The 18,060-nt window shown below is 57.3% G+C and carries 17 protein-coding genes and 1 tRNA gene; 12 read left to right on the forward strand and 6 right to left on the reverse strand.

Annotated features, from left to right (window positions below; genetic code table 11):
- Positions 1–55 precede the first annotated feature (55 nt).
- The 4 genes from E3E42_RS05440 to E3E42_RS05455 are packed head-to-tail and all read left to right on the forward strand — an operon-like array spanning position 56 to position 5,771.
- Entirely contained in the window at positions 56–1,198 is a 1,143-nt protein-coding gene (locus E3E42_RS05440) for a hypothetical protein (protein WP_167903284.1), read from the forward strand.
- Positions 1,198–2,307: a hypothetical protein gene (locus E3E42_RS05445; RefSeq protein ID WP_167903285.1), complete on the forward strand. Its 1,110-nt coding sequence runs from the start codon at positions 1,198–1,200 to the stop codon at positions 2,305–2,307. The genes E3E42_RS05440 and E3E42_RS05445 overlap by 1 nt, the downstream gene beginning before the upstream one ends.
- 45 nt (positions 2,308–2,352) lie before the next feature.
- Positions 2,353–3,288 carry a hypothetical protein gene (locus tag E3E42_RS05450; protein ID WP_167903286.1) on the forward strand — a complete coding sequence of 312 codons (936 nt, stop codon included), beginning with the start codon at positions 2,353–2,355 and terminating at the stop codon, positions 3,286–3,288.
- Between the two features lie 50 nt (positions 3,289–3,338).
- Entirely contained in the window at positions 3,339–5,771 is a 2,433-nt protein-coding gene (locus E3E42_RS05455; RefSeq protein ID WP_167903287.1) for a tRNA(Met) cytidine acetyltransferase TmcA, read from the forward strand.
- Here the strand turns inward: E3E42_RS05455 and E3E42_RS05460 are convergent.
- On the reverse strand, positions 5,753–6,181 hold the full coding sequence (locus E3E42_RS05460) for a hypothetical protein (RefSeq protein WP_167903289.1): 429 nt from the start codon (positions 6,179–6,181) through the stop codon (positions 5,753–5,755). The two genes, E3E42_RS05455 and E3E42_RS05460, sit on opposite strands and share 19 nt — an antisense overlap.
- Before the next feature lie 135 nt (positions 6,182–6,316).
- Here E3E42_RS05460 and E3E42_RS05465 point away from each other — a divergent pair, with 135 nt between their 5' ends.
- The 5 genes from E3E42_RS05465 (at position 6,317) to E3E42_RS05485 (ending at position 9,811) form a co-directional block, all read left to right on the forward strand.
- A complete protein-coding gene (locus E3E42_RS05465) occupies positions 6,317–6,829 on the forward strand; it encodes a TIGR00288 family NYN domain-containing protein (protein ID WP_014013709.1) in 513 nt (170 codons plus the stop codon).
- A complete protein-coding gene (locus E3E42_RS05470) occupies positions 6,826–7,338 on the forward strand; it encodes a TIGR00288 family NYN domain-containing protein (protein WP_167903291.1) in 513 nt (170 codons plus the stop codon). The genes E3E42_RS05465 and E3E42_RS05470 overlap by 4 nt, the downstream gene beginning before the upstream one ends.
- Positions 7,339–7,370: 32 nt before the next feature.
- On the forward strand, positions 7,371–8,303 hold the full coding sequence (locus tag E3E42_RS05475; protein WP_167889426.1) for a calcium/sodium antiporter: 933 nt from the start codon (positions 7,371–7,373) through the stop codon (positions 8,301–8,303).
- 108 nt (positions 8,304–8,411) lie between these two features.
- A complete protein-coding gene (locus tag E3E42_RS05480) occupies positions 8,412–9,551 on the forward strand; it encodes a thiamine ABC transporter substrate binding subunit (RefSeq protein WP_167903293.1) in 1,140 nt (379 codons plus the stop codon).
- 110 nt (positions 9,552–9,661) lie between these two features.
- Positions 9,662–9,811: a hypothetical protein gene (locus E3E42_RS05485; protein WP_167903295.1), complete on the forward strand. Its 150-nt coding sequence runs from the start codon at positions 9,662–9,664 to the stop codon at positions 9,809–9,811.
- On the opposite strand, the gene E3E42_RS05490 is transcribed toward E3E42_RS05485, so the two are convergent.
- From E3E42_RS05490 to asnS, 3 genes are all read right to left on the reverse strand, one after another.
- Positions 9,804–10,469: a hypothetical protein gene (locus E3E42_RS05490; RefSeq protein WP_240913644.1), complete on the reverse strand. Its 666-nt coding sequence runs from the start codon at positions 10,467–10,469 to the stop codon at positions 9,804–9,806. The two genes, E3E42_RS05485 and E3E42_RS05490, sit on opposite strands and share 8 nt — an antisense overlap.
- A gap of 89 nt (positions 10,470–10,558) precedes the next feature.
- Positions 10,559–10,635 (reverse strand) — tRNA-Arg (locus E3E42_RS05495).
- Between the two features lie 51 nt (positions 10,636–10,686).
- Complete coding sequence (gene asnS / locus E3E42_RS05500) at positions 10,687–11,979, reverse strand: asparagine--tRNA ligase (RefSeq protein WP_167903615.1); 1,293 nt, start codon at positions 11,977–11,979, stop codon at positions 10,687–10,689.
- 239 nt (positions 11,980–12,218) lie between these two features.
- On the opposite strand from asnS, the gene E3E42_RS05505 reads away from it, so the two are divergent.
- Positions 12,219–13,475: an amidohydrolase family protein gene (locus E3E42_RS05505; RefSeq protein ID WP_167903298.1), complete on the forward strand. Its 1,257-nt coding sequence runs from the start codon at positions 12,219–12,221 to the stop codon at positions 13,473–13,475.
- Here the strand turns inward: E3E42_RS05505 and E3E42_RS05510 are convergent.
- Together E3E42_RS05510 and E3E42_RS05515 are read right to left on the reverse strand one after the other, a co-directional pair.
- A complete protein-coding gene (locus tag E3E42_RS05510) occupies positions 13,462–13,881 on the reverse strand; it encodes an NfeD family protein (RefSeq protein WP_167890978.1) in 420 nt (139 codons plus the stop codon). The genes E3E42_RS05505 and E3E42_RS05510 overlap by 14 nt on opposite strands.
- A gap of 32 nt (positions 13,882–13,913) precedes the next feature.
- Positions 13,914–14,873 carry an SPFH domain-containing protein gene (locus E3E42_RS05515; protein WP_167903299.1) on the reverse strand — a complete coding sequence of 320 codons (960 nt, stop codon included), beginning with the start codon at positions 14,871–14,873 and terminating at the stop codon, positions 13,914–13,916.
- Positions 14,874–15,254: 381 nt separating this feature from the next.
- On the opposite strand from E3E42_RS05515, the gene E3E42_RS05520 reads away from it, so the two are divergent.
- Together E3E42_RS05520 and E3E42_RS05525 are read left to right on the forward strand one after the other, a co-directional pair.
- Positions 15,255–17,150 (forward strand): phosphoadenosine phosphosulfate reductase family protein, encoded by a 1,896-nt coding sequence (locus E3E42_RS05520; RefSeq protein WP_167903301.1) that lies wholly within the window; start codon positions 15,255–15,257, stop codon positions 17,148–17,150.
- 47 nt (positions 17,151–17,197) lie between these two features.
- Positions 17,198–18,058, forward strand: a complete 861-nt coding sequence (locus E3E42_RS05525; protein WP_370519611.1) for a helix-turn-helix transcriptional regulator — start codon at positions 17,198–17,200, stop codon at positions 18,056–18,058.
- Positions 18,059–18,060: the final 2 nt, after the last annotated feature.

Here is an 18,060-nt window from a genome sequence, read left to right on the forward strand (position 1 = left end):
TTGATATGTTTGCAACCCCGAAAGGTATTTAAGGACATTAACTTTGGTTGTTTTGATGAAACTCCCGCGGAGAAAACATCTCGCGGCGCTCGCAATAGCGGGCATGGTCCTCCTAACCGTCGTCCAGTGGTGGAGCTATCGCCAGGTCGGCGAGATGCTGGAGGGCTACCCCGGTAGCCAGGTCGTTGCCCACTACCATGAAAACGTCAGCCCGATTTTGCCGGCTCTCTACGTCCGCTCCCTTGGGGATTCCCTGCTTGGCTATTCTTACCTGCCGTCTACCGGCGAGTACTACCTCCTGGTCAGGGGGCGTGAGGGCAAACCGGACGAGCACTACCGGCTGGAACTAATGGGGCTGGAGAGGTCCTACAGCAACTTCCTCAACCTCACCTCCGAATACATCGCACTCTGGTCTGAAACCGGAAACGAATCGACCTTTATCCACGCTATGAGCCTGTTCAGGATAACCCTCGAGGTCAGGAGTGAACTTGAGAAACTCAAACGCGGTGAAAACGTGACGGAGATCCTGATGAAGCCACCCTATCCCTACAGGCTTTTCCACGGCGGGAACCCGGTTCCGGGTGAGATCGTGGTTTCGCTTCTCCTGCTGGCGGGCGCGATTCTCCTGCTTTCCAGGATCGACGTCCTCATTAAGATGCTCTCGGATTTCAGGAACCTGGCACTCCTTCTTGCCCTTATCATCGGGGTCTCCTTCATCTCCTACGGCCTCCTTCAGGAACACGACCCGCTCATCGATGTCGGGTCAAAATGGGAGGATAAGCTCAACTTCTGCGGCGAGAGGGCCTACTACGTCCATCGCAACGCCCGGGTGGACTCCCTCCTGCTTGACGCCGTGGGTTCGGCGGAGTACGTCCGTGTCGAGAGGTGGAACGGGAGGGTCCTCTCAATAACGCTGGCACTTCCCCCGGAGAGGGCGGAAGGGCTACTCGACAACCTGTCCGAAGAAACCACTGTGCTCTACGTCTATTCCATTCCTTCGTGGCCCGAAAGGCTGGAAATCGATGACGCCTTGGTATCGCTGGTCCGGGAGGACCTGCTCGAGACAGGGGGACTGGACGAGGGTGCCGTTGATGCCGTGATATCCGCTTCCCTCCAGGGGCTGGAAAGGTCGGGAAGGGAGTTCGGTTTCTGTGCGAACGTTACCATATTGGAGTTCGACTTCGGAGGGATCGGGTGATGAGGAAGTCGTCGAAGGTGATATTTGCCCTGGCCTTTCTCCTGGTGGCCGTTCCATTCGTGGACTGCGGCATAGCGGAGTTCCTCCTCCGCGACGTGCCGGAGGTGCCGGTGATTGCGGACACGCCCGTGACGTACGGCATCTACTTCCCCAAGACCTACGCCGTCCTGGAGGCCGGGAGGAACGGAGAGATAATCTGGAGGGCCGGCGATACGCTCTACGTCAGAACCGGGGAAAATCTCAGCCTCCCTATTGTGTACGACCACAGACCCCAAATTCAGGAGCTGATTGAGAACCGCTCTGCAGAGATTCAGCAGATCCTTGAGGAGGTGAAGGACGGAAAGGGAAACTGGAACGGGAGCGACCTGTACCTTCAGCTTTCCTACGTGGTCTGGCTCAACGAGAGCATCGCCAAGTACGAGGGCGGCTTTGACGAGGCGAGCGTCGAGCTGTTCCCGGTGGCCGGAACTCTGGCGCTCCTGCAGGGCCTGGTGATAACCCTCGCGGGCGTAGCCTTCGCCTTCGAGATAAGGGACTTCGCCGACAGGGAACCGGCAAAGGCCTTCACAGTTGCTGTGGTTTTTTCGGCCCTTCTAATGCTTGGCTACGCCTTCGTCTTCATGGGTTATCCTTTCTATGGGTGGCATGGGTCCGTCCCCGATGGATTTCTCGCGGGAATCCAGCCGGTGGAGAGGAATTCCACCGTTAGTCCCCCCTGCCTGGAGGACTGGTTTGTCAGGGCGACGCCGGAGGTGGAGAGAATCTTCCGGGAGCACCTCCGGGACAACCCGCCGGTCTATGCAGACGACCCCGATTACTCCGTTCACTACCTCGAGCTGTGGCTCAACGAGAGCGAGAGGAACGCGCTTTTCTCAGAGCTTGAGAGCCTCGGCGCGGTGTGGGTCTGGGACAGGGAATGCTGGGACCGGGAGCGCCTGAGGTACCTGAAGGAGACCGAGACCCTGGGGAAGGAACTGCTCGAAAGGGGTTACATCGATGAGAGCGACTACGTGGAGCTGAAGGGAGAGGTGGAGACCAGGAGAAAAAGGATACTCGGAATGAGGTTCCCCGCCGAGTATCAGGTTGAGGTGCGCTTCCTTGGAGGGTGACCTGCTTTATATTTCGATGAAACGGCCCTAGCAGGTGCATGGCACATGAAGTCAGTTCCAAAAGTCGTTTCAACGGTGCTTTCGACTGCCCTCATCTTTATGATCCTGATCTCCGCTGCCCAGTGGGTAGCGTACGAGAATGCCGAGGAGAAGGCTCGCTCGCTTCCCTGCAACCTCTCCCCCGCGCCGTACAGGCTCGAGGTCGAGTCCTTCCTCCCGCCAGAGGAGTTGCTGGAAAGGGGAATTGGTCACCGATATGGTTTCTCCGGCGAGCTTGAGATGGTAGTGCCCGAAAAACTCGGGGAGCCAAATCCGGAGTACGAGGACATGCTTTGGTACCTGCAGGACCGCCTAAATGTGTATGTGAAGTTCCTCCGCGAGGACATCGCCAACGCGACCAACGAGCGCATAAGACTAACCTTCGAACTCGTCGAGAGGGACTACCTCGCCCTGAAGTTTGCCCGCCAATACGGGGAACGTAACCTCACAGAGGTCGTTCTAAGGCCTTCTCCTCCGATTACATGGGTTCTGGAGGCTAAGGCGAAACTCAAAGGGTTTGCCTCGCTCCCCGAGGTCAGGGGCATGCTCACCGCAACGTTTCTCGCCTTTGCGATATTTGCAACCTTCTACCTCTGGCTCGTCTGCGTGGCTAAAATTGGAACCCGGGCCGGCAGGTTCCGGCCGCTCCTCTCGTTTCTCCTCCTCATCTTAATCTTCACGGCTACTGGCTGGGGGATTACTTGGGTGGCGAAAGTTCTTCCTGAGGAAAGTGAAGGCGAACACTGGGCGCCCTGGCGGAACAAGGAGTGCAGTGAGTCCTATGGTCCCGATTACTCCGACATATTCCGTAAAAAAGCCATGGAGTATATGGACTCACACAAGGAGGAGGTTTCCTGCGAGGTCCTCGAATATCTCGCTCACAGGTTAAGCCGGGAGGAAATGGCGGAGCTGGTGAAGGCACTCTCCTCGAACTGCACCTGACGCCACCTTTTTAAATCCCCCTTCTCCCCTTTATCCGGGAGGTGGCGGCCGTGACCGTCAAGGTCCGCTTTGACAGGGAAGTGAGAGAATACGCCAAAGGCGAGAAGGTTAAGGACGATGTTCTCAGGCTCACCGAGACTGCCCTGGCGCAGGCGCTTGAGAAGTTCCACAGAAGGATGATTCTGATAGAGGGCGATACGCCGCGAAAGGCGGAGCTGGCCGGAATTCTGGCCGGAGCTTCAGCGCGCGTTTTGAGCGATGCCCTGGAGGAGCTGAAGAAAAAGCGCCTCCGCGATGAGAGTGAGGATGGGATACAGGTTCTCTACGCAACTGACGCCCTGGGGGAGGACACCTTCGGGCGGAAGCGCTACGAAGCATTCAGAAAGCACTTCGACATTCTCGCGGGCTCAAACGCCGATGTGAAGGCTGTGACATTCAAGCACACCCGCGACATACTCGGAAGGACGTACGACCTGCTCGTCCTGGACATGAGCTACGACTACTCCCCCAACGACCTCGGGAGGATAATCGAGACCGTCCGCGGAGGGGGGCTCATCTTCATCCTGGCACATCCCTTTGAGAAGTGGAAGAAGATGTGGACGGGCTTCCACAAGAGCCTCGTCACGCCGCCCTACACGATAGACGACGTGAAGAAGCGCTTTAACAGGCGCCTTATCCGGAAGTTCGCCGAGTACGATGGGATTTACATCATCACCGAGAACGGCAAGCTCAGGAAGAAGCCGAAGCGGAACAAGACCCAAGCGAAGATTAAGGGCCGCCGGGGCGTCGAGATTCCAGGCGAGACGGTTTTCCCGCGCGAGCTGTACGAGATGGCGCTCACCGAGGGGCAGGTGGAAGTTCTCAGGGCCTTTGAGGGGCTGGTCGAGGAGGAGGGAATGCTCGTTCTCACGGCGGACAGGGGTCGTGGAAAGAGCGTCTCCGTAGGCATTGCCGCGATAGGCTTTGCCCTCGCCCTTAACAAGCGCACCCGCATCGTTGTAACCGCCCCCGAGCCGGAGAACGTCCAGGCCCTCTTCCGCTTCGCAAAGCGCGCCCTCGAGAGGCTCGGCTTCAAGCCCCACGTCGTGGAGGAGAAGGGCCTCATAAAGGAGCTCTACGCGAGGAAGATTGGATTGAGATATTACCCGCCCACGGAGGGCTACCGCAAGAGCGCCGACCTCTACATCCTGGACGAGGCCGCCGGAATCCACGTTCCCATACTCCACAAGTACCTCAACAAGCCCCGCGTCGTTTACTCCTCCACGATTCACGGCTACGAGGGTGCAGGTAGGGGATTCTCGGTCAAGTTCCTGAAGAAAGCCAAGGAAAAGCGCCCCTTTAAAGAGCTCCATATGGAGGAGCCGATACGCTATGCGGAAGGCGACCCCATCGAGAGGTGGCTCTTCGATGTCCTCCTGCTCGATGCTGAGCCGGTTGAGCTCACGGAGGAAGATTACGGGCTGATAAAGAACGGCGAGGTGTACTTTGAGGAGCCCGACCTCGATGACTGGTTTGAAAAGGACAGGAAGGACCTCAGGAACTTCGTCGGTATCTACATCCTCGCCCACTACCGCAACAGGCCGAGCGACGTGGCCCTGCTCGCCGATGCGCCGCACCATGAGGCCCGCGTTCTCCGCCTCAAGAACGGCAAGATAGTGACGGCGATTCAGATAGCCAAGGAAGGCAACATCCCCAAAAAAGTCGTTGAGAAGATGGTCAAGGGCTACAAGCCGCGCGGCAACATAATCCCCGACATGATGGTCAAGCACCACATGCTCAAGGAGTTCGCCAAGCTGAAGGGCTACCGCATCGTCCGCATAGCCACGCATCCTGATGCCATGGACATGGGGCTGGGCAGCAAAGCCCTTGAGCTCATGGAAAAAGAGGCGCGTGAGAAGGGCCTCGACTGGATTGGCTCCGGCTTCGGTGCGAGTGAGGAGCTTGCCCGCTTCTGGGTCAGGAACGGCTTCGCGGTGGTGCACCTCAGTCCAGCCCGCAACCCGGTCAGCGGTGAGTTCACCGCGATAGTCCTCAAGCCGATAAGCGAAAGGGCGAAGAGGCTCATTCGCCAGGCCAGCGACGAGTTCAGAATCCGGCTTACAGAGTGGCTGGGCGACACCCACAGGGAGCTTGAGCCTGAGATAGCGCGCTGGCTCTTCGAAACCCCCTTCGGTGAGGCCGTGGATTACCCCGTCCACCTCACGGAGGTCCAGAAGAAGAGACTGGACGCCTTCACAGGCAAGGTTCTGACCTACGACACCGTGCTCGACGCGGTCAAGCCGATAGTGAAGCTCTACTTCCTCGACGGCTGGATGAAGCCCTACCTCGACGAACGCCAGATAAAGCTCTTGATCTACCGCGTGCTCCAGGCCCACAGCTGGGAGGAGACCGCGAGGCTCATAGACAGAACCGAAACCTTCACCATGATAGAGGTACGCGACATCATCAGGGGCCTCTGGTACTACTACAAGAGGCTCCTCTGAGCTTCCCTTTTCTCCAGTGTTCTCAGTATAACATGATCCACGGTGCCGATGAGGAGGTACAGGGGGAGCAGGTACAGGAGGAACTGAAAGGTACCTTCGGGGCTAAGAGAAAGCCACTTGACGAGGAGCGCCGCGGTGATGGTGTTGAGGAACACCAGCCCAAAGTAAGCCTTTAGGGCGTGCCTCCCGAGCCTTTCGAGCGTGTGGCCCAGGAGAAGGGCCGCGCTGGTTCCGGCAACCGCCCCCGTAATACCGTTGTCGTCGAAGTTCTCCCCGAAGAGCGCGGCGACGATGACTATGGCCACGAGGGCGGTGGCTATCCCGAGGGCCATGGCTGTAAGCTTTCCCCTGAGTGGAGCTTTTCCGGACTTGGACTTCACGGCCATGCTCCCACCGGCGTACTTTTCCACTCCGTGCAGATTTTATAACCCATCGTTTTAAAGTTTTCCCGGGTAGGGAATCAACCTTTTTATAGGATTGTCCCGTAGGTAGGGTGTATCACTCTGATCGCGTGATTGGTTGAACAATTTCAACGGTGACTCCCTATGGCGGGCAGCAACTGGGAGCGGATAATATCGATGACGAAGGACGGGATGAGGAGCATCGGAATGATGCGGAGAAAGATGAGCCGGGGAAAGAGGATAGCTCTTCTCATTGATGGCCCGAATATTCTTCGTAAGGAGTTCGGGATAAAGCTTGAGGACATAGTCGAGGCCCTCGAGGGACTCGGCGACCTGCGCGTTGCCAAGGTTGTCCTCAACCAGTACGCCCCCCAGGGGCTCATCGAAGCCGTCTCGAACCAGGGGTTCGACACCATGGTCGTCTCCGGTGAGACCGGGGTGAAGCTCGCGGTGGAGGCGATGCGCGAGATATACAACCCGAACATCGATGCCATAGCCATAGCGACCCGAAACGCGGAGTTCCTCCCGGTCATCCTCAAGGCCAAGGAGAAGGGCAAGGAGACGATAGTGCTCGGCATAGAGCCGGGCTTTTCCGCGGCCCTCAAGCACGCGGCGGACTACACAATAATCCTGAACCCGAAGGGTGATGAGGAATGAAGGAGACCCTCTTCAAGGTGCTCCGCAGGGGCGAAAAGGAGGTCGGGGCCGAGCCCCCCAAGCACGTGAGGGGCAAGAGCATCGGCCTGATAATCGACGGTCCGAATATTCTCCGCAAGGAGTTCGGGATAAAGCTTGAGGACATAGTCGAGGCGCTTGAGAGGATCGGAAAGATACGCGTTGCCAAGGTCGTCCTCAACCAGTACGCCCCCCAGGGACTCATCGAAGCCGTCGTCAATCAGGGACTCGAGCCGATAATCGTCGCCGGCGACACGGACGTCAGGATAGCGATAGAGGCAATGGAGCTCATCTACAACTCGGACGTAGAGGTCATCGCCCTGGCCACCCGCGATGCGGACTTTCTCCCCCTCATCAACGAGGCCAAACGTAGGGGTAAGGAGACCATAGCCATAGGCGTTGAACCCGGCTTTTCCGTGGCCCTTCAGAACGCGGCCGACTACGTGATAAGAATGGAGGGAAAGGGGGAGGAACGGGCAAATAACTTTTAAGCCCCTTTCCTATTCTACCCCGGTGGGAGAAAGTGATAGTTGAAATAATACTCTTCGCCGTCGGTCTGGTTCTTCTCATCAAGGGGAGCGATTACTTCGTGGAGGCGGCCTCCCGCGTCGCCAAGGGGTTCGGCGTCAGTGAGTTCATAATCGCACTCGTCCTCGCGAGCATCGCCACCACTCTGCCGGAGGTAACGGTCTCGGCCATATCCTCATACCAGGGGAACCCCGACATAGCGCTGGGCAACGCCATAGGGAGTGCCCTCGCCAACATAGCCCTCATCCTTGGGGTCTCGGCCCTGATAATGCCCCTCAGCGTTGAGAGAACCGCCTGGAAAAACGCCCTCTTCATGGTGGCCGTCACCGCCTACGCGGGCCTGCTCATGCACGACGGGACCATAAGCCGGCTCGACGGTGCCAGCCTCATACTCATATACTTCGGCTTCCTCTATTACCTCTACAGGAAGCACATGACGCTCGAGGAACTTCCCGAGGGCGGAACCCGCGACCCCCGCAGGGATGCGCTGATAATGCTCGGAAGCGGTCTGGTCGTGGTCATCGGCGCCAAACTGGTCGTGGACAGCGCAGTAACGATAGCCAGGGCCTACGGTGTTCCGGAAATCGTAATCGGTCTGACGATGGTGTCCATAGGCACCTCCCTGCCGGAGCTCACGAACTCCCTCATGGCCACCCTCAAGAGGCTGCCCAACATAAGCGTCGGCAACATAATCGGCGCCAACATACTCGACGTGCTCATGGTCATAGGAATAGCGTCCCTGATAAACCCCATAAAGGTGGATGCGACGGTCTACACCTTCACCCTGCCGCTGACCCTCCTCGTTATGGGGCTCCTAACCGCCGTCCTGAGGCTCACGGGAAGGATAGACAGGGTTACCGCTGGTGTTTTTCTGGCGGTGTACGCCTACTTCCTGTACGCCTACACCACCGGTGCCGTGAGGCTCTGACCTCATTCTCAACTTTTTCCGACTTCCCGAAACTGGGAAGCAAAGCTTTATTAATCCGGTTATTACCCCCTTATTGGGACTCAAAACCGAGTATTTGGAGGTGTTGCCATGAAGAAGCTTGGTGCGTTCCTCGCCGTGCTGCTGCTCCTGGGGCTCCTGGTTCCAAAACCGGTCGCCGCTGAAGAAACGCTGACGGTTTACTCCTACGACAGTATCGAGTGGTGGATGAAGGAGATAGTACCGCTTTTCGAACAGAAGTACGGAGTCAAGGTGAACCTCGTCCTCATCGGTGACGCCGGCGAGGTTCTCAACAGGCTCATCCTTGAGAAGGATAATCCCCAGGCTGACGTCGTTGTGGGCATAGACAACAGCTACCTGGCGAAGGCCATAGACGCGGGTGTCCTGGAGCCGTACAAGCCGGCCAACGCCGACGTAATTCCGGACTGGATCGTTGAGAAGTTCGACCCGACTTACCACCTCACGCCCTACGACTACGGCTTCATAGCCATCAACTACCGCAAGGACATGGTTCAGAATCCCCCGGCAAGCCTCGAAGACCTCACCAAGCCGGAGTGGAAGGGCAAGCTGATAATCGAAGACCCGCGCACGAGCTCGCCGGGAATGGCCTTCCTCCTCTGGACAGTGGCCGTTTACGGCGACGACTGGCTCTACTACTGGGAGAAACTGAAGGAGAACGACGTTCAGATAGTCAAGGGCTGGAGCGAGGCGTGGGGTGCGTTCAGCGAGGGCGAGTACCCGCTCGTCCTCAGTTACGCCACCTCCCCCGCCGCCACGGTTTACTACGACAACAACACCAACGTCGGAGCCGTCGCCTTCAGGGAGGGCAACTACCTCCAGATAGAGGGTGCCGGAATCGTCAAGGGGGCCAGGAACAGGGAGCTGGCCGAGAAGTTCATCGAGTTCCTCATCAGTGCCGAGGCTCAGGAGAAGCTCCCGCTCAACCAGTGGATGTACCCCGTTAACGGAGACGTTGAACTCCCGGAGGTCTTCCAGTACGCGGTCAAGGTGGACAAGCCCGTCGCAATAGACTCCAGGGAGATAGAGACCAACTACGAGACATGGCTCAAGCAGTGGACCCAGCTCATGGTCGAGGGCAAGAGCCCGGATGAGATACTCGGGAAGACGACCACCGAAACCGGCGGAGAAACCGATAACACCGGCATATGCGGACCTGCCCTGATAGTTGGCCTCGCCGTGCTCCCGCTTCTCCTCAGGAGGAGGCGGTGAGGTTTCTTCCTTTTCCCATTTAGTGTTTCGCGTCTACAGTTCAGAATGCTAGGTCACAGCCTACAAAAACCTTTATATAAATCCTTCCGCAAGAGACTATCGGTGGGAGAATGGCCAAATTTGACGGTTATGAACTCATACTGGAGACTCCGGAAGAGCTCCAGAATTTCGTAAAGGCACTCGAAAAAGCCAGGGAGCGAGATCCCAGAGAGGTAGAGGATACCGTCAAGAGAGCCTTGGCTATTGTGGGTATTACCTGAATTCTTCAGGCCTTATACTTCCGGTTAAGGCTCTTCTAACAGCCTCGGCCTCAGTGACAAAGGGATAAAACAGTTCATAGGTGCTACCCGCAGAAACAATCTGAAACCCCTCTGCAAGGGGATTCTTTTTATGGTCGAGGTAAAACTTCTTGGCAACCTCCTTTTTTGCATGGAGGGACAAACCAGTTCCACCGATTTGAGCAGCATAAAGAACTGCATAGGGCTTGATGACCTTCGCCAGTATTTCACCACCCACACCCATTCCCCGGTATTCCCTCTGGAGGCCAAACTGTCCAAGGAGTATTGTGGGCACGGAAGAATATTTAATATCCATCCCCAAAAGCTCCACAAGCCGAGTCCGTAACTCTTCAACGAGCACTCTTTTGTTTTTCGGTGTATTATCGCGGATTTTAAGGCTAACAATAAACGGGGAAAGCGTGAAATATGACATCAGAGAATCCTCATGCAGGATGACAAAGACGGTAGAAAGACACCGCTCATGAGATTTCCATGCCACATTCCTTGCAAACTCCGTCTGTTCTTCCCCACCCTCGCCGGAGTCAAAAGACCTTATTAACTCCACATGGTCCGTTCTCAGAAACTCAACGCGAACTATCCCTCCGAGTGTCTCTAATTCAACCTCGTATGGCTTTAGCATCATGACACCGAGTATTACAAACCACTTCCCATTTAAGTGAATTACGGAGGGAGATGTTACTTCACTCCAAGTTTACTATCAATCAAGAATGGCGGGCCCGGCGGGATTCGAACCCGCGACCTTCGGCTTAGAAGGCCGACGCCCTATCCTGCTAGGCTACGGGCCCTCGGGCTAATGGTCTTGGGGGAGTTTTATAAAAGTTGTGGTGGGGGCAGGCTCACGGGTAGAGCCTGCTCGGCGTCCTCGGGAACAGGGTTGCCCAGCGGACGTGGTCGAGCTTCAGCACCCAGGCGACGAGCCTCTCAAGGCCCAGTCCGAAGCCGCTGTGCGGAACGCTGCCGTACTTCCTGAGGTCGAGGTACCACTCGTAGTCCTCCGGCTTCATACCCTCCTCCAGAATCCTCTGCACGAGCTTGTCGTAGCTGTCCTCACGCTGGCTTCCACCGATTATCTCGCCGTACCCCTCGGGCGCGAGCATGTCCGCGGCGAGAACCTTTCTCGGGTCCTCCGGGTCCTCCTTCATGTAGAATGCTTTAATGCCCTTTGGATAGCCGTAGACAAAGAACGGGGCCTCGAACTCCTGGGTGAGGATCCTCTCCTCGTCGGCGCCCATGTCCTCTCCCCACTCTATCTCGACGCCCTTGCTCTGGAGGATGTCTATGGCTTCGTCGTAGCTCACCCTCGGGAAGGGCGGAACCGCGTTCTTGAGGGTGGTTAAGTCTTTCCTGAAGGTCTCAATCTCGCTCCTCCGGAGCTCCAGGGTGCGCTGAACCATGTAGCTGACGAGCTCCTCCTCGACCTTCATGATGTCCCGGAGGTCCATCCAGGCGGCCTCGAGCTCAAGGTGCCAGAACTCGGTGAGGTGCCTTCTCGTCCTGCTCTTCTCCGCTCTAAAGCTCGGAGTTAGCGACCAGACCTTTTCGAGGCCGAAGATGGCAGCCTCCAGGTAGAGCTGGGCCGACTGGCTGAGGTAGGCGGTCTTATCGAAGTACTTGAGCTTGAAGAGGGTCGCGCCGCCCTCGACGGCGCCGGTGACGAGTATCGGCGGGAAGACCTCGTACCAGCCGTCCTGGAGGAGCCACTCGCGGGCGGCCTGCATCATCGTCGCCTTGACCTTCATTATGCTCGCGACCTTGGGCGAGTGGAGGTGGAGGTGCCTGACGTCGAGGAGGAACTCCTCGCTCGCGTCCTTCGTTATCGGGAAGAAGTCGACATTCTGCACGATCTCAATTCTGTCCGCCTGAATCTCAACACCGGTGGGCGCGCGGGGGTCTGCCCTGACGGTTCCTTCGATGATGACGCTCGACTCTATGCCCGCCTTTTTGGCTTTTTCGTAGGCTTCCTCACTCAGCTCTTTCTTAAATATCGTCTGAACTATCCCGGTCGAGTCGCGGAGGACTATGAAGACCTTCTTTCCCACTTCCCTCTTTCTGTAAACCCATCCTGCGAGCTTGACGCGTTTACCTTCCATATCCGGCTGAACATCGACACAGTAAACCTTATCAATCATCCTTACCACCTCCAGAGGCTTTGAGGGGGGCTTTATAACGGTAGCGATTTGGAGCAACGGCTCCCAGAAGAGCGTCAATTCGGCCACAGGGTGACCGTCCCAATCCCGAGTCTGACGATTATCAGTAGTGGCATGGGGGATATTCGGGACACTCCCCATTTAAACCCTTTGGGCAACTTTATGTCGATATGTCAAAATATTTAAGTACCTGCGCGTCAGATGTCCAAGAGGGTGATGGGATGTTCGCACTTATAGGAACCGCCGTTGACTGCGGATCGGCCAGAAAGAACATCGCGGTCATGGTGGAAAACGGGTTCATTCGGGACGTCATCCCCCGGGAAAGGGTCGGTGAATACGCCGTCGATGAAGTTTACGGGGGAGACGGCTACATCATCCTGCCTGGCCTGGTCAACGCCCACACCCACACCGCCATGTCGAAGTTCCGGGGCCTCGGTGAGGACGTGCCCATAGAGAAGTGGCTCAGCGACGTTATATGGCCCGCGGAGCTGGAGTGGAGGCCCGAGGACGTTCGCCGTTGGGCGCTCCTCGGAATGGCTGAGGCGCTGGCCAACGGTTCGACGACGATAAACGACCACTACTTCTTCGCCGACGAAATAGCGAAGGCCGCCCAGGAAGTTGGAATAAGGGCCTTCATCGGCCAGACCGTTATGGACACGATTGACTTCACCATAGCCGCGCCCGAGGAGGGCTTCAGGTTCTTTAAGGACTGGGTGGGCAAGGATGGGCTCGTGACCCCCACCCTCGCGCCCCACGCCACCAACACGGTGTCCCTTGAGCTGATGAGCGAGATCGGCGAGTTTGCCCGCGGTAGGAACGCCCTGATTCACGTTCACCTCTCCCAGAGCATGGGGGAGGTACGGGAGGTCAAACGCCGCTACGGCCTCTCCCCCGTGGAATACCTCGAAAGGGCCGGCGTACTTGGGGACAACCTTATCGGTGTCCACGGCATCTATCTGAGCGATTCAGAGGTTTCCCTCTACGCGAAAAGCGGTGCGGCGCTCGTTCACTGCTCCCTGAGCATGGCAAAGCTTGAGGGAAGGATAGCCCCGATAATAGAACTCTTTGAGAGGGGAACGAACATCGCCCTCGGAAACGACTCCCCCAATCCAGTGGGCCTGATGGACATGTTCACGGAGATGCGCTTTGCGGCGGTTCTGAACAAGGTCTGGAGGAGAAGAACTGACGTCGCCTCGGCGAGGGAAGTTTTCCGCTGGGCTACGGTCGGGGGGGCAAAGGCCCTCGGGCTGAGGGCGGGCCTCATAAAACCCGGCTACCTCGCGGATCTGGTCCTGATAAACGCCAGAAAGACCCAGTTCCTTCCCGGGGAGAATCCACACTCCCATGTGGTTTACTCGGCCCGGGGAAGCGATGTCGAGCTGGTCATGGTGAACGGAGAGATCGTTTACAGAAACGGTCTGTTCACGAAACTTGGAAAAAGGATGGAGGAGCTGTGGGCGGAGTTCAGACCTTCCTGACCATGAGCTTGACGCCGTCCACATTGACGACCTCAACGGTGTCGCCGATTCCGGGCTTTTCGTCCCCCTCGGCCAGCGCTATCCACCTGTCTCCCTCAAGCTCGACGATGTAGTGGTCCTTTCCTATTTCAACCACCTTCCCGCGCTTGCCCTTCAGCTCGAAGGTGTACTTGCCCTTTCCGGCGTCCTGGACGTCCTTTTTTACATAGCGGCCGACGATTATGTATGAAATCACCGCCGCTATGAGGGCGGCGACGAAGCTCTCGGTGAAGTTCACCCCGAACCCCATCAGGAGTCCCATGACGACCATTGCTATTCCAATAGGGGTTATGAACGCGGTAACCATCATGTCCAGGGCTATCACGAGGAGGCCAAGGATGAGAAGGGAAATCGGAAGCGCTTCCATGTCCACCACCCTCAAAAATTAAGAAAAGGTCTTTAAGCCTTTTCCGGGTTCAAATCCGAGTTTCCTTCACCAGGCTCGGAGGGGGTCACTTCCTCCCCGCCATCGCCACTGGGAGGCTTGGGCGTCTCGGGCATCGGGATGTCCCTCACCTTCTGGAGTATCCTCAGCAGTCCGATCAGGGACTCGGTGTCGTAGGGCACGATCAGGTTGCCCTGCCTTCCGAGCTCGGGAAGCTTCTCGATGTACTGGAGGGCGAGGTACTTCTCGTCGGCCATCGAGAGTGCCTCGAGAACCTTCCGTATTGCCTCGGCCTGACCCTCGGCGACGAGTATCTGCCTCTGCTTCTCACCCTCGGCCTGGAGTATGGCCGCCTGCTTTTCACCCTCGGCTTTCTTTATCTTGCTCTCCCTTTCGCCCTCCGCGAGGAGTATCATGGCCCTCTTCTCCCTTTCAGCCGTCATCTGCTTGGCCATCGCGTCCTGAATGTCCTTGGGCGGGTCTATGCGCTGTATCTCAACGCGGGTTATCTTGACACCCCAGCGGTCGGTTATCTTGTCGAGTTCTTCCCTCAGCTTTGCGTTGATTATGTCCCTTCCGGAGAGCGTCTCGTCGAGCTCCATCTCACCTATGATGGCACGCAGGTTGGTCTGGGCGAGCTTGATTATCGCCATCAGGAAGTTGCTGACGTTGTAGACGACCTTGACGGGGTCGAGTATCTGGTAGTAGACGATGGCATCGACTGTAACGACGACGTTGTCCTTACAGATGACCTCCTGCGGCGGCACGTCCACGACGTGCTCGCGCATGTCCACGACCTTAACGCGTTCCATGAATGGTATTATGAAGTGTATTCCCGGCTCCAGGATCCTGTTGAACTTTCCGAGCCTCTCGACGAGACCCTTCTGGTACGGACGGATCACCTTCACGCTCAGCAGAAGCATTATCAAAAGGAACACTCCGATTATGATAAGCGCTGCTCCGGCAAATGGCATTACTATCGCCTCCGGTTGTTGTTCAAACTTCGAAGAATGGAAGTTCTTATAAGCCTTGCTGTGTTCTTCCACAAGCCCCCTTAACCCCCGAATTTTTACCTTGCTGGCGGACTGCTGGAACCTCCCGTGGTGACGTTGCGTTTCCCAGACGTTAGGGCGTTATGGAATAACAGCTTCCAGGGCTGATGTCGTAGGTATTGTACCGGCCAGGTAAAATGAAAACACCCCCATCGCTTGCCGGTTGATAACCGGCCACCCTTTAAAAACCCTCGCCGGTTGCCAGTCGGCAGGACTTTATAAAGTCATGCCGAACGACGTTCCGCAAGCTTCCACCAATCGCCTTTATAAACCCCTGCTCCCTTCTTGCCTCAGGTGAGAGAGATGGGAAGGCCGGTATTCCTCGGTAAGGCTTACATAAACTGGTGCGAGAAGTGCAACGTCCCGCTCATCGGAGATAGCTGTGCCGTCCACGGAAAGGAGAGCGTTTTCAGGCTCAACATCACACCTCCCGGCGACCTGCGCTTTGCTTTTGAAAAGGACATCGAGTTCATACGCTCGGTATTCATGGAGCACTACGGCGTCGACGTGGGCGAGCTGTTCGAGGGAAAGGCGGTTCTCCTCAACAAGACGCCAGGGGAAGATGACTCCTACGAGATAATCCTCGACGGCTACGTCTTCGGCTGGATACGCTTCGACCCGCTGGAGCTGAAGTGGAAGCCCGGCCTGAAGGTCGAGGGCGCGATGGCGCTGTGGAAGCGCTTTGGAAAGTCAATGGGAAAGTGGATAGTCGTCGATGAAGGTGCCATAGAGCCGATACTGAACGGCTCCAACCTCCTGCCCGTTGGGATAATCGAGGCGGAGCAGAGCATAAGGAGAAACGACGACGTAATCCTCGTCTCCGAGAGCGGTGAGGTCATCGCAACCGGAATAGCGAAGAAGGACTACGAAGCTTTAGCCAGCAGGGAGCGCGGAACCGGCGTCAAGGTGAGGAGGCAGAGAAGCATCAACTACCGCGAGGGAAGGAAGGCCACCATGGAGGACGTCCTCCGCGCCAACTCCATCGAGCTTGAGAGGAAGGTGATGGAAGCGAGGCGCTTCATGAGGAAGGTCGCCACCAGGTACTCTGACCTCCCGATAGCGGTGGCCTTCTCGGGCGGGAAGGACAGCCTGGCGGTTCTCGGCCTGGCGCTGGAGGAGTTCGGAGACGAGGGCTTCACCGTCTTCTTCAACAACACGGGCATAGAGTTCCCGGAAACGCTCGAATACGTCGAGGAGCTGAGGAGGGAGCTTGAGCCGAGGGGGATAAAGTTCGTCGTTGCCGACGCCGGCGACGCCTTCTGGCGCGCCATCCACGTCTTTTCCCCGCCGGGCAGGGACTACCGCTGGTGCTGTAAGGTAACGAAGCTCGGCCCGATAACCATGGCGATAAAGGAGAACTACCCGAAGGGCGTCCTCATGTTCGTAGGCCAGAGGAAGTACGAGAGCATAAAGCGGTTCAAGCAGCCGAGGGTCTGGAAGAACCCCTGGGTGCCGAACGAGACAGGGGCATCGCCGATATTCCACTGGCGCGCGCTGGAGGTCTGGCTCTACATCTTCAGCAGGAACCTTAAGTACAATCCGCTCTACGAGGACAGGCTTGACAGAATAGGCTGCTTCCTCTGCCCGAGCGCATCCCTGGCGGAAATCTACACCCTCAAGGAGGAGAAGCCCGAACTGTGGGCCAGGTGGGAGGGCGAACTTGGGAGGTGGAAGAAGCGCTTTGGAATGCCCGACGAGTGGATAACCTATGGCTTCTGGCGGTGGAAGAAGCTCAGCAGGGGCGAGAAGGCGATAGCGAGGGAGCTGGGCGTGGATGTTCCGGAGGAGCGCTCCTGGGAACCCGTGAAGTATTCGATGGTGGAGAACGATGACGGCACCTTCACGGTTCGCTTCAACACCGTCGTGAACCTGGAGAGAATCATGGAAGTCGCCCCAATCCTTGGAGAGGTCGAGGAGGGCGAAAACTACATAAGAGCGGGGGAGGTTATCTTCAGGGAGGACGGCGCATACACCGGAGACTTCGGCGAGGGAGTTCAGGCGTACTACCTTATAAAGAGGGCCTACGAGTGCGTCGGCTGCGGCGTCTGCGTCGGTAAGTGTCCGGAAGGGGCGCTCAGCATCGACCCGAGGAGCAGGAAGATCGTCGTGAACGGTGAGCTCTGCACCCACTGCAGGGAGTGTATGGACGTATGCCCGCTGCTGAAGATCAAAAACCCCGAGGAAGGAAGCCAGCTTTAACTGGGTTAGTCTTCATTCTCCTCTTCCTCTCTTTCGCGCTCCACGGTGTGGGAGCACAGGAATACGACTACGAGATAAACGCCTACGCAGTCTATTTCGACGTGGTTACCCCCAGCCAGGTGGAGGAGACGATTGAGATTGATTTAACTTCCCATACAAACCTCAGCCAGTACGTTATCTACACGGACTACCCCGTGGAGGATCCGCGGGCCGTTCTGGACCTTCAGAGCGGCGTGAAACCGGTAAACGTGACGGTCAGGGAGGTCCTCGGCGGGACGAACGCGGTTTACATGTCCTTCCCAAACCTCGGCCCAGGCGAGAGCGCGAGGATACGGCTGACTTTCACGACCAGAGGCATGATAACCGAGGACGAAGGGAAGAAGCAGTTCACTTACTACATACGTTTCAGCCAGCCGGTGGGCCTCTTCCACATGCAGCTGGTCGTCCCCAAAGGCTACGCGGTGCTCTCCCCGATAATTCCATCGCCGGACAGGGTCGAGAGCTCCACAAGCCGGCTCCTGCTTGAGTGGACGCGCCGCGACCTCCGCGCCGGCGACGAGTTTTACTTCATAGTGGGATTCTCAGGCGAGATAACGACCCCCTCCCAGCCATCCCCGCTCCTCTATGTGGGGACCTTCCTGGTGGGCCTCCTCATCGGCGGCGGCTCCGTTTACGGCTACATCCTCTACCACGAGAGGAAGCGCGAGGAGGAGAAGACCCACCTGCGGAGCGACGAGGAGAAGATACTCGCCCTGCTGAGGGAGGGCCCGGTTCTCCAGAGCGAACTCGCCGATAAGCTCGGCGTTTCGAAGGCGAAGGTCAGCATAATCCTCCGCGAGATGGAGGAGAAAGGTCTCATAACGAGAATCAAGGAAGGGAGAACGTACCGGGTTTTTCTGAGGGAGTAGAA

It is taken from the genome of Thermococcus sp. JdF3, from assembly GCF_012027495.1.
Classification (GTDB): domain Archaea; phylum Methanobacteriota_B; class Thermococci; order Thermococcales; family Thermococcaceae; genus Thermococcus.

Bases quoted from the DNA above. Each gene is read 5' to 3' on its own strand.
- E3E42_RS05515 (WP_167903299.1), bottom strand. From the start codon at position 14,873: ATGCCATTTGCCGGAGCAGCGCTTATCATAATCGGAGTGTTCCTTTTG.
- E3E42_RS05490 (WP_240913644.1), bottom strand. From the start codon at position 10,469: ATGCTAAAGCCATACGAGGTTGAATTAGAGACACTCGGAGGGATAGTT.
- E3E42_RS05480 (WP_167903293.1), top strand. From the start codon at position 8,412: ATGAAGAAGCTTGGTGCGTTCCTCGCCGTGCTGCTGCTCCTGGGGCTC.
- asnS (WP_167903615.1), bottom strand. From the start codon at position 11,979: ATGATTGATAAGGTTTACTGTGTCGATGTTCAGCCGGATATGGAAGGT.
- E3E42_RS05450 (WP_167903286.1), top strand. From the start codon at position 2,353: ATGAAGTCAGTTCCAAAAGTCGTTTCAACGGTGCTTTCGACTGCCCTC.
- E3E42_RS05465 (WP_014013709.1), top strand. From the start codon at position 6,317: ATGGCGGGCAGCAACTGGGAGCGGATAATATCGATGACGAAGGACGGG.
- E3E42_RS05485 (WP_167903295.1), top strand. From the start codon at position 9,662: ATGGCCAAATTTGACGGTTATGAACTCATACTGGAGACTCCGGAAGAG.
- E3E42_RS05505 (WP_167903298.1), top strand. From the start codon at position 12,219: ATGTTCGCACTTATAGGAACCGCCGTTGACTGCGGATCGGCCAGAAAG.
- E3E42_RS05520 (WP_167903301.1), top strand. From the start codon at position 15,255: ATGGGAAGGCCGGTATTCCTCGGTAAGGCTTACATAAACTGGTGCGAG.
- E3E42_RS05445 (WP_167903285.1), top strand. From the start codon at position 1,198: ATGAGGAAGTCGTCGAAGGTGATATTTGCCCTGGCCTTTCTCCTGGTG.
- E3E42_RS05510 (WP_167890978.1), bottom strand. From the start codon at position 13,881: ATGGAAGCGCTTCCGATTTCCCTTCTCATCCTTGGCCTCCTCGTGATA.
- E3E42_RS05470 (WP_167903291.1), top strand. From the start codon at position 6,826: ATGAAGGAGACCCTCTTCAAGGTGCTCCGCAGGGGCGAAAAGGAGGTC.
- E3E42_RS05440 (WP_167903284.1), top strand. From the start codon at position 56: ATGAAACTCCCGCGGAGAAAACATCTCGCGGCGCTCGCAATAGCGGGC.